Raw genomic sequence first — 14224 nt, 5'->3', positions numbered from 1 at the left:
TCAACATTCTTATTTTATATATAGAATGAAAACAAAACTTATTGCGACCTGGCTTTTAGGAATTGCCCTAACCGGTTGCCAGAAAGATTTTCTGACTGTAATACCCGAAACGGCGTTGAGTTCGGCAACATTCTTCAAAACCGAAGCCGATTTCCAGCAGGCTGTCAATGGTGCTTATGTACCTTTTCGGCAGATGTATAACGAACGGGCCTGGGTTCTGGAGGAAATGCACTCCGACAATACGTATTATGCCCGCAACACGCTCTATGGGGCTGTTGACCCGACAGAGAACGTGGCTGATTTTGCCGTTCCGACCGCTAATGGCGTTACCGCCAATGATAACGTGCTGGTACAGTATCGGTTGAATTATGTGATTATTGCCCGTGCCAATCAAATTCTGGCGCTTATCGATGGTACCGGAATAACGTTCAGTACGCCCGCAATCAAAGACAATTTGAAGGGCCAGGCACTGTTTCTAAGAGCCTTTGCCTACTTCGACCTGATTCGGTTATTCGGTAAAGTGCCACTGCATTTAACGCCCATTACGGGCCGGGAAGATGCCGCCTTACCACTTTCGACAACGGAACAAGTCTATGCTCAGATAGAAAAAGACGCGACGGATGCTAGTAAGCTTCTGCTGAATAAAGCAAAGCAGGAAGCGGGTCGGGCAACCTCGGGGGCTGCTAAAACGCTGTTAGCGAATCTCTACCTGACTCAGAAAAAATGGGCCCAGGTTGAATCGACAATGAAAGACGTAGTAACCAACGATGGTTATGCGCTGATGCCTGATTACAACAATGCCTTTTCATTTACCAGCACGAACAAGAACAATCAGGAGTCCGTGTTTGAAATTCAGTACATGGAAGGCTCGGCCGGGTATAACGGTAACCAGATTTACCGCTTTCTGCCGTCGCCCATAAGTGCAGCGGAGATCGCGCCAATTACCGGTACATCGAACCCGCAGCCTACCTCTCAGGAGAGTAATAACATTCCGACCCCGGATCTGATTGCGGCCTACGAACCCGGCGATAAGCGGAAAGATATTTCCATTGGAACCGTTGTATTAAGCGGTAGCCTGCGAGCCGACAAAAACTATCCGTATATCAAAAAATACGCCCGGACTCACTCGTTGAACCAAAATACAGGTCAGAACTGGCCCGTTTATCGTTATGCCGAAGTGCTGCTGTTTTTAGCGGAGTCGTTAAACGAGCAGGGTAAAACAGGTGAGGCTGCTACTTACCTCAACCAAGTGCGTACCCGTGCAGGTTTGGCTGCTACAACGGCATCATCTCAGGCCAATATGCGGGAGGCTATTTTCAAAGAACGGCGCGTTGAACTGGCCTTCGAAAACAAACGCTGGTTCGACCTAACCAGAACTGGCCGCGTGAAGGAAATCATTGGCGCGTATGGTGCGAAGGTAAAAGCGAATCCGGCAGCCTATTATTTTCCGGCTGGTGCGGTTCCTCCACCGAATGCATTCACCGTCCTGGATGATTATTATGGTCTGCCTGCTGTCGAGGCTGCTCTGACGCCCAATTTCTGATGAATTACCTGTCGGGGTGTCGGGTTGCAAAGCCCGACACCCCGATATATAAATGAGTGAACGAACAGATATGCATAATGCGAAATATGATTAAAAATCAGCCAAAGCCGTAAGGTAACTGGCGAATTGTTACAACCTGGACAATTGAAAGCCACTCGTTTAGGCTCGGCAAAATCAACGACATTATCAATTATCTCGCCCTTTTCGTTGTCAGCAAAATGTATGATTACCTGATGGGCGAGTAGAAACCAATACGCAACTGAAGCCATGAAATTGGAAAACTGGATGATCACAACTAAAGAAAAAAACTGTTTCCATGCGACCAGTTCGTATCCTGAGTATTCGCCAGTTAAATCAGTAGAATATGCCAGAATATTGCCTCTTATTAACTGACAACAACAAATGTGGTATCGGTTGGGTCTAAATCGAAGGGCATCAACAATATCCATCAAACCTTTATCTACGAATTACTATGTTTTCTCAATTCAACGTGGCCAAACTTGGATTAGCGGTTGCGGCAATCGTTCTGATTGGTACTTCCTGGATCACTATGCAGGGGGCAGAACCCGTCGGAACTGGCCTTGACGATCCAAAAATTGACAAACTGAAGCTACTACCAGGCTTTAAAGCCGAGCATTTATACAGCCCATCCGACAACAAACAGGGGTCGTGGGTTGCAATGACGTTTGATGATAAAGGTCGAATGATCACATCCGATCAGTACGGCTTTTTATATCGCCTTGAGCTACCTCCAATTGGTGCCGGATCGCAACAACCTAAAGTGGAGAAGCTCAATGTTGGCGTCGTTCAGCCCGGTGATACCACCAAAAAAGTGGGGATGGGATACGCGCAGGGCCTGTTGTATGCCTTCAATAGTCTGTACGTGATGGTTAACAACCGAACCAATAAGGACTTTGATAAAGGCAGTGGGCTGTATCGCTTACAGGATACGGATGGCGATGACCAATTCGATAAAGTAACTCTGCTGAGAGCCCTGAAAGGCGAAGGAGAGCATGGCCCGCATAGCATTGTATTGTCGCCAGATAAAAAATCCTTGTATGTAATGTGCGGTAACTTTACCGACGTTCCGAAAATGGATGCTTATCGGTTACCTCCGGTCTGGAAGGAGGATAATTTATTCCCGGCTATTAAAGATCCCCGTGGGCACGCTGTAGACCGGATGGCCCCTGGCGGATGGCTTGCCAAAATTGATCCTGAAGGACAGAAGTGGGAGCTGGTTGGTGCAGGTTTCCGGAATACATTCGACTTCGCATTCAACGATGCCGGTGATATTTTAGGCTATGACTCTGATATGGAGTGGGATTTCGGCCTGCCATGGTACAAACCTACCCGTATCTGCCACATAACCAGTGGAGCCGAATTTGGCTGGCGTACAGCTGCCAGTAACTGGTCGCCAACATTTGCCGATTGTTTACCTGCTGTTTTAAATATGGGGCAAGGATCACCAACAGGTGTTTTTGCTGGTAGAGGTTCCCGTTTTCCGCAAAAATACCAGAAGGCTATTTATGCGTTCGACTGGAGTTTTGGGATTATGTATGCTGTCCATCTACAGCCTAAAGCATCGTCTTACAGCGCAACGGCTGAAGAATTTATTTCGGGTTCACCATTGGCGCTGACCGATGGCCTGGTTGGGCCTGATGGCTCGATGTATTTTCTGACGGGTGGACGTCGACTGGAATCCGATTTGTATCGGATCACGTATACCGGCACGGAGTCAGTTTCACCAGCTACACAGGCTCCTACACTGACGGCCGAACATGATATTAGAACGAAACTGGAGCAATATCATGGCGAGCCCATGGCCGGTGCTGTTGATGCTGCCTGGCCTTACCTGAATCATGCTGATCGCTTCATTCGTTACGCGGCTCGTATTGCTGTTGAACACCAGCCAGTTAGTCAGTGGCAAGACAAAGCACTGGCCGAAACAGATCCGATCCGTGCTACGTATGCAATTATTGCCCTGACTCACCACGGCGATCCAGCCCTGAAGAGCCAGATGCTGAATACGTTGCTGAAGATAAAATTAGACCCGCTTACTGAGGAGCAACAATTGGCTGTCCTTCGGGCCATTGAGTTGGTTTGCACCCGAACAGGAATACCTGAAGGTGCCGACAGAGACAAAGTCATTGCATATCTGAATCCACGTTATCCAGCCAAGTCTGCCGTGTTGAACCGTGCATACAGCAAATTACTGATTTCGCTGGAAGCTCCTGGTGTAGTTGATCGGACCCTTACGTTGCTCGATAAGAAAAACGAAGATGGAACGGGACCAGTAGGTGGCGAAACCGTAACGGCATCCAGTGACCTCATCCTGCGTAATCCGCAATATGGATTAGATATCGCCAAGATGCTGGAAAAACTCCCGCCCGCTCAGCAGACATACTATGCGACTATGCTGAGCAGTGCTAAAAATGGCTGGACACCCGCGCTTCGGGATAAGTATTTTACCTGGTTTGCCAATGCGTTCAAATATCAGGGTGGCCGCAGCTACATTGGCTTTATCGACAAAGCTCGAAAACTGGCACTGGCTCATGTGCCTAAAGAACAGTTTGACCGTTATAATAAACTGTCGGGCGCTGAATTACTAACCGCTTCTGGAAACGACATCGTTAGTAGCTACGTTCCAAAAGGCCCAGGCCGGCCCTGGAAGCTTGATACGGCGGTGGCAATCGTTGATAATGGTCTGGCGGGCCGCGATTTCGAGACTGGCAAAAAAATCTATTCGGCCATTCTGTGTAGCCGATGCCACTCCATGCGGGGTGAAGGTGGAGACATAGGGCCTGATCTGACCCAGCTCGGAACCCGGTTTTCGAACAGGGACATTCTGGAGGCAATCATCCTGCCCAATAAAACAGTTTCCGACCAATATGCGTCTACGATCTTTTACCTGAAAAATGGACAGTCGGTGTTGGGTCGGTTAGTCAATGAAGATAAAACAACTTATTCGATCTCTCAAAATCCATTCGCGCCAGATTTCCTTCGGAAGATACCAAAGAAAGATGTTACGTCTAAGAAGTATTCGACGGAGTCAGTGATGCTACCTGGGCTTATTAATGGGCTTAATCCGAATGAATTGAAAGATTTGATGGCTTACCTGAAATCGGGAGGAAACCAGGATAATGAGATCTACAAAAGCACTCAGGGAACCTCGAAAGGGAAATAAATTTAAGTGCCAAACCGCATGATTACTATGTCGATAACAAAGTTCAAGCTTACTCACGTTGGACTAGTACTGGCCATATTACTGGCTGGTACTAGTGAGATTTCCTGGGGACAAACGAAAAAACAGAAGTCTGGTAAAGATGGCTTTGTCCAGATATTCGACGGTAAATCGCTTAAAGGCTGGGATGGTGATCCCAACTATTGGCGCGTTGAAGATGGGTGTTTAACAGGTGAGATAACGCCCGACAAACTTCTGAAAACCAATTCGTTCATTATCTGGCGGGGCGGAGAGCCCGGCGACTTTGAGTTTACGGGCGAGTTTAAAATCACAGAAGCAGGGAACTCCGGGATCAATTATCGGAGTGATCAGTTAACGGATGTGCCGTTTGCGCTCAGAGGGTATCAGGCCGATATTGATGGGAAGATGCGTTATACCGGTCAGAATTATGAAGAACGGAAACGGACAACCCTGGCCTATCGTGGTCAGAAAACAACCATCGGAACCTACGCGGGAGAAAACACGCCGGAAGCCATTCGAGCCAATGTGAAAAGTAATGCCTGGAATGGGTTGAATGTGACCGGTTCGCTGGGTAGCTCCGATTCGCTGAAGACTTTTATAAAAAGCGAAGACTGGAATACCTTTCATTTAGTTATTAAGGGTAATCGATTACAGCACTATATCAATGATGTGTTGATGAGTGAAGTAACGGATGATGACACTGTTAACCGAAAAGCGAAAGGATTACTTGGCGTGCAGGTACACGTAGGACCACCCATGAAGGTGCAATACCGAAACCTGATGCTGAAACAACTGTAGATCGTAAACCGCCAACCTCCCAAAATGAGCCAATTGTTTTGGGAGGTTCTGACATGAGCTTATTTTGACACTACAACCCTGGCATAATAAAATAGGGAATCCAGCCCAGTTGGGTGGTATTGAAACCGCGGTACTGGATAATGGGGCCGGAAGAGGTACCCGTATTGCCTGGATCAATACCGGAACAGGTCTACGCTATAAAGTGGTCATTGACCGGGCAATGGATATTGCCGATGCATTCTATAACCAGCACAGCCTGGCCTGGCTGAGTCATTCAGGTATCACCCGGCCCGAACCGTTCTCAGATCGGGGAATCGACTGGCTCCGGACCTTTAACGGCGGCCTGCTGACAACCTGCGGACTGACGCATGTGGGCGGACCTGAGCAGGATTCGTATGGTGAGCGCGGTTTGCATGGGCATATCAGCAATATTCCGGCAGAGATTGAATCCATAATTCAGCCCGATCCTGCTATGGGACGGCTTGAGATGAGCATTACGGGCCGGATAACAGAAACCAGAGTATTTGGACCTAGCCTGGAACTACGGCGAACTATATCGGGCACCCTCGGCCATCCCTCCATTCGAATTCATGATGAAGTGATCAATCGGGCCAACACACCGGCTCCGCATATGCTGCTTTATCATGTCAATTTTGGATGGCCTTTGGTCGATGAAGGAACGGATATTATCTGGAAGGGCAACTGGCAAACCCGCGAAGGTGGCATCAATGGCGAGATCTTTTGGGAAGGTAATGATTTTCGGAAGTGTCCGGCACCGCTGGAAACCCATCGAGGTACGGGTGAAGCCGTTGCGATAATTGATATCGTTGCTGATGAATCAGGCCGGTGTAGCGCCGGGTTGTATAACGCTAAACTGGGGGTAGCGCTGGCCCTACGCTTCCGGAAGGAGCAACTTCCCTGGTTAACCAATTGGCAGCATTGGGGAGCAGGTGAGTATGTCACGGGCATCGAACCGGGTACACATCCACCCATTGGACAGGCCAAAGCCAGAGAAGAGGGTTCTCTGCTGTTTATCGCGCCGGGCGAACACCGTGTCTACGATCTGGAAATCGAGGTATTGACCGACCAAACGGCAATTAGTGACTTTGTGAGCAATTAGTAAAAGTCGAGTAACAATAAATCTGTATGCAAACAACCGAAAAAGTAACCGTAGCTGAAAAAGCTTTAGAACAGGGGAAAGGAATTTTGCGGCTAACGCCGACCTGGGTTCCGCGTTCATTCTGCGTACCAGGAAGACGCATAAAACTACACCCAGACGATTATTATGTGCTGGGTGGAGAGCGGGGCGGTATTGATGAGCGTTGGTTCTCATCGACTACACCCGCTAAAAACGGCCCATTGACAGGTGAAAATGAGGGGCTGAGTCACATCGTTTTTCAGGACGAAGACGGTACCGAAACGCTGTTTTTGCTCAAAGATGCCGTTGACGAATTAAAGGGAGAACTGATCGGCGACCGCTTATGGAATGAGTATGGTGCCTGGCCAATGTACTCCAAGTTTTTCGACAATATGGGCCCCTTGCCCCACCATCTTCATCACAACGATGAACAGGCGGCATTGATCGGTCAACTGGGCAAACCTGAAGCCTATTATTTCCCCCCTCAGGTTAATAACCACGGCGGTGATTTCCCGTATACCTTTATTGGTATTGCGCCGGGTACCACGAAAGAGCAGATAAAAGAATGCCTGCAAAACTTCACCAAAGGCGATAACAAAATCACCAATTATTCGTCGGCCTATCGGCTCGAACCTGGAACGGGCTGGGATGTTCCTCCTGGACTGCTTCACGCGCCGGGAAGCCTATGTACTTACGAACCACAGAAAGCGTCTGACGTATTTGCGATGTATCAGTCGCTGGTTAACGAAGCCATAATTCCGGAAGAGTTACTGTGGAATGGTACACCCAAAGACCGGATCGGCGATTACGATCAACTGATGGAAGCCATTGATTGGGACCTGAATACCGATCCGCAAATGATGGCCAATCGGTTCATGAGCCCAAAGCCAGTTAGCGATGTAGACGAAATGAAGGCTAAGGGTTATAGTGAAGTTTGGGTTTGCTACAAATCGGATGCGTTTAGCGCGAAAGAACTCACCGTTTTACCGGGAGCGACCGTAACCATTAAAGATAGTGCGGCCTATGGTCTGATCATGATGCAGGGACATGGTAAATTAGGGGTCTGGAATGTGGAAACACCCGCCCTGATCCGGTACGGACAATTGACCAACGATGAGTTTTTTGTGAGCGAAAAAGCAGCACTGGACGGCGTAACGATTGTAAACCACTCGACCACCGATCCAATTGTCATGCTCAAGCACTTCGGCCCGTCTAACCCAGATCTGACGTTGTAGGGAGTTTTCAGTTTTCGGTTTATAGTTTTCAGTTTGAGCCCGGAGCGTTACTCCGCAAACTGAAAACTGAAAAAAATTAAATCTTAAATTTTCCCTTTTCATGAACGAGAATAACTATCCTAAACTCCACAATGCCATGTGGCCGGGAGTAGTTGGCAAAGGCCCCGGCTCCGAACCCATTATTCCTTTCGATACCATGTTGGAAAAGACCGCTGCCGCTGAGGTAGATGGGGTCAAATTCGATGGCGTCGATCTGGCTCTTTTCGAACACCTCGACATCAATATGTCGGATGACGACATTAAACGATTAGCCGATAAAGTTGGTGGCTATGATCTGAAGATTGGCTCGCTGGTTGCACCCATTTGGGGTGGCCCTGCAATGGGGACAAAAGAAGAGCGTGCTCAGTTTGTCGAAATGGTGCGTAAATCGTGCCATATTGGTCAGAAACTTAGTGAAATTGGTATACGGCCCAGCGGGGTTGTTCGTATCGATTCGGCCAGTTCGCCAACGGCCTGGGATGCTGATCCAGCCGGAAATTCTAAGTTGATCGTACAAACCTTTCAGGAAGCCTGCGACGTAGCCGCTGAATACGGCGAGAAACTGGCAGCCGAGGGCGAAATTTGCTGGGGCGGTATGCACAGCTGGAAAACAATGCTCGAAACGCTGGAAGCCGTTGATCGCCCGAACATGGGTTTCCAGGCCGATATGGCCCATACCTTGTTATACACGATGGGGTATAACCGGGAACAGGATCGCATCCTTCCCGAAAACTTCGATTGGAGCGATCGGAAAACGCTGAATGATGCGCTGAAGACCCTAACGAAAGCGTTGCGACCCTGGACAATCGACTTCCATGTTGCCCAGAATGATGGAACTGTATTCGGTTCCGGCTCCCACGATAAAACAGGCCGCCACTGCCAGGCACTGGACCCAAATGGTAAACTCGACGTTGCCCATGATGCAGGCTACTGGCTGCGGGACGAAAACGGTCAGCTTACCAAAGCATTCAAGCATATTTGCTGGGATGGTTGTATGTTCCCGAATGAGGTGATGACGCGCCCACAAACATGGAACGATATCCTGGCTACCATGATAAAAGTCCGGCAGTTACACGGCTGGTACGAAGCATAAATTAAGTTTTCACGGGGTTGCCCGTGCGTTTTCAACTACAGTCTTCAGTGATTGACACATCGAATCCAGGTGCGTTGATCCTGACAGGAGCTCGTATTGTAAATTGAAAACTGAAAAACTGAAACCTATCTTAATAATGGCAAACAAAAAAGAATTACGCATTGGCTTAATTGGAACTGGTTTTATGGGCCGGACACACTCCAATGGATATAATCGTGTACCTAATTTTTTCCCTGAACTGGCTTATACGCCCGTATTGAAAACAGTCTGTTCACGCAATGCAGAAAAAGTGCAGGCTTTTGCTGACCAATGGGGCTATGAATCCATTGAAACGGACTGGAAAGCTGTCATTGCCCGCGATGATATCGATGCGGTTGATATTTGTACACCAAATGATACCCACGCCGAAATTGCCATTGCGGCTGCAAAGGCAGGTAAAATGATTCTCTGCGAAAAACCGATTGCCCGCAATATTGCTGAAGGTCAAAAAATGGTCGATGCAGCAGAAGAAGCAGGCGTTGCAACAACCGTTTGGTATAACTATCGGCGTATTCCGGCAGTTACACTGGCCAAGCAAATTATCGATTCGGGTAAGCTGGGAAAAATCTTTCATTACCGGGCCAACTTCCTTCAGGACTGGACCATTAGTGCCGACGTACCACAGGGTGGCACCGGCACCTGGCGTATGGATGTCGAGGCTGCTGGTTCGGGTGTAACCGGTGATCTGCTGGCTCACTGTATCGATACGGCTATGTGGCTTAATGGCGGAATCAAGGATGTATCGGCTGTTACAGAAACCTTCGTTAAAGAACGAATGCACCAGCTGACAGGTAAAGTGGAACCCGTCGGCATCGATGATGCCTGTATTTTCCACTGTCATTTTGAAAACGGCTCACTGGGGCTTTTCGAATCAACCCGCTACGCTCGCGGCCATAAAGCTTTATACACGTTCGAAATAAATGGCGAAAATGCGTCCATCCGCTGGGATTTACACGATCTGAACCGGCTGGAGTATTATGATTATGCTGACGATTCGATCGTGCGCGGCTGGCGGTCCATTCACGTTACCGATGGCGACCAACCCTACATGAGTAAATGGTGGGTTCCCGGATTAGGCATTGGTTACGAACATAGCTTTATCCATCAGGTAGCCGATTTCCTCAAAAGTCTGGAAACGGGCGAACCCTGTGCGCCAACGTTTAAAGATGCACTGGAAACACAGAAAGTTTGCGAGGCCGTTCTTGACTCTGCAGCCTCTAAAAGCTGGAAGGAAACCGGCGTTGAGTGGACTATGCCCTAAGTCCATAAACGAATGAGCTTACTTCAGTAGGTTTCAGGTTAGTGTGGTGTTTTTGTGCTGTCAGTCTTTCGAACCTGATAGCGCGAAAACACCACATATTTGTATCAGAACCTATCCCGATTTATCGAATATGAGCCTAGATAATGAGTATATTCTTCAGGTACGTGGGCTGACAAAGACGTTTTCTGGTGTTACAGCGCTGGATAATGTTCAGTTAAACCTCCGAAAAGGAGAGGTTCATGCGCTGATGGGTGAAAATGGAGCTGGGAAATCGACATTCATGAAGATTTTAATCGGCCTGCTAAGGCCGGATTCCGGCGAAATTATCTTTGAAGGCGATCAATTGAGTACTAAAAATGTCAGCGAATCCCTAAAGAAAGGTATTTCGATGATTCATCAGGAAATTCTGATTGTGCCTGAGCTGACGGTTGCCCAAAATATTTTCTTGGGGCGAGAAATGACCCGCCTGATGCCTGGCTGGCTTGATGATCAGCGCATTTATAAACAGGCTGAGGTTATTTTGAGCCAAATGGGTGTTGCTATCAATGCCAGGACGAAAATGAAATACCTGAGTGTGGCCGAAATGCAAATGGTCGAAATCGCTAAGGCCATTTCCAACGACGCCAAGGTAATTATCATGGATGAGCCTACGTCGGCCATTTCGGATAAAGAAGTAGCTACCCTTTTCGCGATCATTAAAGAACTCACCCGAAAAGGCGTTGCCATCATCTACATCTCGCACAAGATGGACGAAATCTTCGCCATATCCGATACCATTACTGTTCTGAGAGACGGCCAGTATATTGCGACAAAAAGTGCATCAGCCATCGATACAAATAGCCTGATAGCCATGATGGTTGGCCGCGAAATCGATAGCTTGTTTCCGGTTACGACCGCCCGGAAAGGGGAGGAGATCTTATCGGTTAAAAATCTTAGCCGGGACGGAAAATTTTCGGGCATCAGTTTTGCCGTTCGGGCCGGGGAAATTCTGGGCATAGCGGGTCTGATGGGAGCGGGCCGAACCGAAATTGCCCGTGCCATTTTTGGCCTCGACAGGCTTGATCATGGTGAAATTCGCGTCAAAGGCGAACTGGTCAATATAAATTCTCCGCAGGATGCCATCCGACAGGGTATCGGCTACGTCAGCGAAGACCGGAAAGGGTTAGGATTCGTGCCGAACTTATCGGTTAAGGATAACATCACATTATCTAGTCTACTGAAACACAGAAAAGGACTATTTATTCAGAAAAAAAGCGAACTTGGGGCCGCATCAGACATGGTCGGGAGTCTGCAAATCAAAACGTCCAGCATCGATCAGAAGGTTGCTAACCTGAGTGGAGGTAATCAGCAAAAAGTAGTCATTGGAAAGGTGCTTCTTTCGTCGCCGGCGGTCATCATTCTCGACGAGCCGACCCGAGGCATTGACATAGGGGCGAAATTCGAGATCTACAAGCTGATCAACCAGTTGGTTGCAAAAGGATTGGCCGTTATTATGATCTCTTCTGAATTGCCCGAATTAGTAGGAATGAGTGATCGAATTCTTGTGCTGTCGATGGGGGAGCAAACGGCTGTTCTGTCGAAAGAAGAAGCTACTCAGGAAGCGATCATGGCTTATGCAATGCCACAATAATATGTTCCAATAATACGGATGAAAAACGGACTAACTAGCTATTTTAATCAGGTTGGGGGCACTTATACACTACGTACGCGAGGCATTGGCCAATACGGCATCATTCTCGCCTTCATTCTCCTGTGCATCATTCTGGCCGTAATCACGCCCAAATTTCTGACGCTATCAAACCTGACCAATATAGTAACCCAGGTGTCCATCAATGCGTTACTGGCTTTTGGGGTCACGTTTGTTATCATAACGGGTGGCATTGATCTGTCGATTGGATCAATGGTTGCGGTTACTGGCGTCGTTGCGGCTTTATTTGCGCATCCCGACGATTATCCGGTGGTGGTCCCCCTGTTGATGGGCTTACTCAGTGGATTGCTACTGGGCGCTTTCAACGGATTCGTCATTACCCGAACCAAGGTTCCTCCCTTCATTGTAACCCTGGGCACAATGACAATAGGAAGGGGGCTGGCGCTCATACTCAGCAAAGGGCGACCGATCTCGAATTTATCGGATTCATTTAATTTCATTGGCGGAGGCAAACTGGTGGGTATACCATCGCCCATTCTGATACTGATCCTTGCGTTTGTGGGTTGCTCCGTCATTTTAAAGAAAACAATATTAGGTCGATACATGTATGCGGTTGGGGGCAACGAGCAGGCGGCTGAAGCCTCTGGTATTCGACTGAACAAGGTAAAAATGGTCGTGTACACGCTATGTGGTGGACTGGCGGCACTGGCTGGAATTTTACTGACGTCCCGCATTACGACGGGGCAGCCAAACGCTGGTGTTGGCTTCGAGCTTGACGCCATTGCGGCTGCGATCATTGGTGGAACCAGCACCTCGGGCGGAGTAGGAACTATAACCGGTACGTTAATTGGTGCGCTATTAATTGGCGTGATCAGTAACGGGCTTGACCTATTGAATGTAACCTCGTATTACCAGCAGGTCGTGATGGGGGTTATCATCATCGGGGCCGTTGTGCTGGATAGTTTGAGTCAAACCAATAAAGCATAATCTAACTGAATAATCGAGTCGAAATGATGCGCATACAATCAACTTTAATGAACTACACGCTTATACTGGCGGTCTTGCTTACGGGCTGTAATCAATCAACTTCCAGCGAGAACGGGCAGGATAATCAGGATAAAAAGCTGGTGGTAGGGGCGACAATGCTCAGTATGCAAAACGAATTTATTGTCAATGTAAACGACGAGATGGCCAAAAAGGCCGAGGATAGCAATGTTGAATTCATTACAGTAGATGCCGAACGATCGGCTCTGAAACAGATTGAACAGGTCGAAAGCTTTATTGCCCAAAAAGTCGATGCGATCATCATGAATCCCTGCGAGGTAGAAGCCAGCTCTCCGGCTGTCACAAAAGCGTTGGCTGCTCATATTCCAATCATCAACGTGAATTCGGCTACCAGCGCAAAACCAACGGCTTTTGTTGGCTCCGATGATGTTGAATCGGGGCGTATTGCCATGAACTACATTGCAAAGCGATTAGGCGGCAAAGGTAACGTGGTTATGATGCATGGCTACATGGGGCAGGCCGCGCAGATACAACGGGAACAGGGAGCCCGCGAAGTGCTTAAACAATACCCTGGCCTGAAGCTGATTGCGCATCAGACTGGCGAATGGGACCGGGCGAAGTCGATGGCGTTGATGGAAAACTGGATTCAGTCATATGGGGCCGAGATCAATGCTGTTTTTGCCCAAAATGATGAGATGGGGATGGGCGCAGTAAAGGCGCTGACGAGCGCAGGCCTAAAAGATAAAGTTGTCGTTGTCAGTATCGATGCGATTCCGGATGCGTTGCAGGCAGTCAAAAACGGCACCTTAGACGCAACTGTCTTTCAGAACGCCGAGCAGCAGGGGGCAAAAGCCATTGAAACCGCCATCAATATCGCTAAAGGCAAGCCATACGAAAAAGAAACGCTGATCCCGTTCGAACTGGTGACCAAGGACAATTTGACTAAGTACATGAAGTAAACGATCCGGGTTGCCAGCGTCCGAAAGTGTGAGATTTGGTTGGTCCACCAAAGTACCTGTTTATTACCGGCTTCCTGTCAAACCAGCCGCTCCTGGCAGTTTATCTTCCATAGTAATACTTCAGACGTAACTGCCTGTGAAGAGGTTGGCTGTATGTCCATAATAATGTCCGCAAGTGAACAGCCATTGTCCAGTTGCGGACATTAATTGTTTTTGGTGCGACTGATAACTGGTTGATAATCAATAATAATATTTATTGGCACA

At 48.3% G+C, this 14224-nt stretch carries 10 protein-coding genes; all 10 read left to right on the top strand.

Annotated elements, in window-relative coordinates; translation table 11 throughout:
- The first annotated feature begins 25 nt into the window (after positions 1-25).
- The 10 genes from G8759_RS28045 to G8759_RS28000 all read left to right on the top strand — a co-directional run bounded on the left by G8759_RS28045 (position 26) and on the right by G8759_RS28000 (position 13960).
- Positions 26-1543 carry a RagB/SusD family nutrient uptake outer membrane protein gene (locus tag G8759_RS28045; protein WP_167215906.1) on the top strand — a complete coding sequence of 506 codons (1518 nt, stop codon included), beginning with the start codon at positions 26-28 and terminating at the stop codon, positions 1541-1543.
- 472 nt (positions 1544-2015) lie between these two features.
- On the top strand, positions 2016-4727 hold the full coding sequence (locus G8759_RS28040; RefSeq protein WP_167215904.1) for a c-type cytochrome: 2712 nt from the start codon (positions 2016-2018) through the stop codon (positions 4725-4727).
- Between the two features lie 27 nt (positions 4728-4754).
- The gene (locus G8759_RS28035) at positions 4755-5543 is read left to right on the top strand and encodes a 3-keto-disaccharide hydrolase (protein ID WP_167215902.1); all 789 of its coding nucleotides are present in this window, start codon (positions 4755-4757) and stop codon (positions 5541-5543) included.
- 64 nt (positions 5544-5607) lie between these two features.
- On the top strand, positions 5608-6663 hold the full coding sequence (locus G8759_RS28030; protein WP_167215899.1) for an aldose 1-epimerase family protein: 1056 nt from the start codon (positions 5608-5610) through the stop codon (positions 6661-6663).
- A gap of 26 nt (positions 6664-6689) precedes the next feature.
- Positions 6690-7916: a class I mannose-6-phosphate isomerase gene (locus tag G8759_RS28025; protein WP_167215897.1), complete on the top strand. Its 1227-nt coding sequence runs from the start codon at positions 6690-6692 to the stop codon at positions 7914-7916.
- A 100-nt stretch (positions 7917-8016) separates the two neighbouring features.
- Entirely contained in the window at positions 8017-9048 is a 1032-nt protein-coding gene (locus tag G8759_RS28020) for a sugar phosphate isomerase/epimerase family protein (RefSeq protein ID WP_167215895.1), read from the top strand.
- Between the two features lie 136 nt (positions 9049-9184).
- Complete coding sequence (locus tag G8759_RS28015; RefSeq protein ID WP_167215893.1) at positions 9185-10348, top strand: Gfo/Idh/MocA family protein; 1164 nt, start codon at positions 9185-9187, stop codon at positions 10346-10348.
- Positions 10349-10478: 130 nt separating this feature from the next.
- On the top strand, positions 10479-11978 hold the full coding sequence (locus G8759_RS28010; protein WP_167215891.1) for a sugar ABC transporter ATP-binding protein: 1500 nt from the start codon (positions 10479-10481) through the stop codon (positions 11976-11978).
- A gap of 18 nt (positions 11979-11996) precedes the next feature.
- A complete protein-coding gene (locus G8759_RS28005) occupies positions 11997-12983 on the top strand; it encodes an ABC transporter permease (protein ID WP_167215889.1) in 987 nt (328 codons plus the stop codon).
- 47 nt (positions 12984-13030) lie between these two features.
- Positions 13031-13960 carry a sugar ABC transporter substrate-binding protein gene (locus G8759_RS28000; protein WP_232073972.1) on the top strand — a complete coding sequence of 310 codons (930 nt, stop codon included), beginning with the start codon at positions 13031-13033 and terminating at the stop codon, positions 13958-13960.
- The last annotated feature ends 264 nt before the right edge of the window (positions 13961-14224 follow it).

The organism is Spirosoma aureum (assembly GCF_011604685.1).
GTDB classification, from domain to species: Bacteria; Bacteroidota; Bacteroidia; order Cytophagales; family Spirosomataceae; genus Spirosoma; species Spirosoma aureum.
The sequence above is the reverse complement of the archived record's forward strand: the minus strand, read 5'-3'. Positions and strand labels throughout refer to the sequence as shown.

Bases quoted from the DNA above. Each gene is read 5' to 3' on its own strand.
- G8759_RS28010 (WP_167215891.1), top strand. From the start codon at position 10,479: ATGAGCCTAGATAATGAGTATATTCTTCAGGTACGTGGGCTGACAAAG.
- G8759_RS28025 (WP_167215897.1), top strand. From the start codon at position 6,690: ATGCAAACAACCGAAAAAGTAACCGTAGCTGAAAAAGCTTTAGAACAG.
- G8759_RS28040 (WP_167215904.1), top strand. From the start codon at position 2,016: ATGTTTTCTCAATTCAACGTGGCCAAACTTGGATTAGCGGTTGCGGCA.
- G8759_RS28015 (WP_167215893.1), top strand. From the start codon at position 9,185: ATGGCAAACAAAAAAGAATTACGCATTGGCTTAATTGGAACTGGTTTT.
- G8759_RS28035 (WP_167215902.1), top strand. From the start codon at position 4,755: ATGTCGATAACAAAGTTCAAGCTTACTCACGTTGGACTAGTACTGGCC.
- G8759_RS28020 (WP_167215895.1), top strand. From the start codon at position 8,017: ATGAACGAGAATAACTATCCTAAACTCCACAATGCCATGTGGCCGGGA.
- G8759_RS28005 (WP_167215889.1), top strand. From the start codon at position 11,997: ATGAAAAACGGACTAACTAGCTATTTTAATCAGGTTGGGGGCACTTAT.
- G8759_RS28000 (WP_232073972.1), top strand. From the start codon at position 13,031: ATGAACTACACGCTTATACTGGCGGTCTTGCTTACGGGCTGTAATCAA.
- G8759_RS28045 (WP_167215906.1), top strand. From the start codon at position 26: ATGAAAACAAAACTTATTGCGACCTGGCTTTTAGGAATTGCCCTAACC.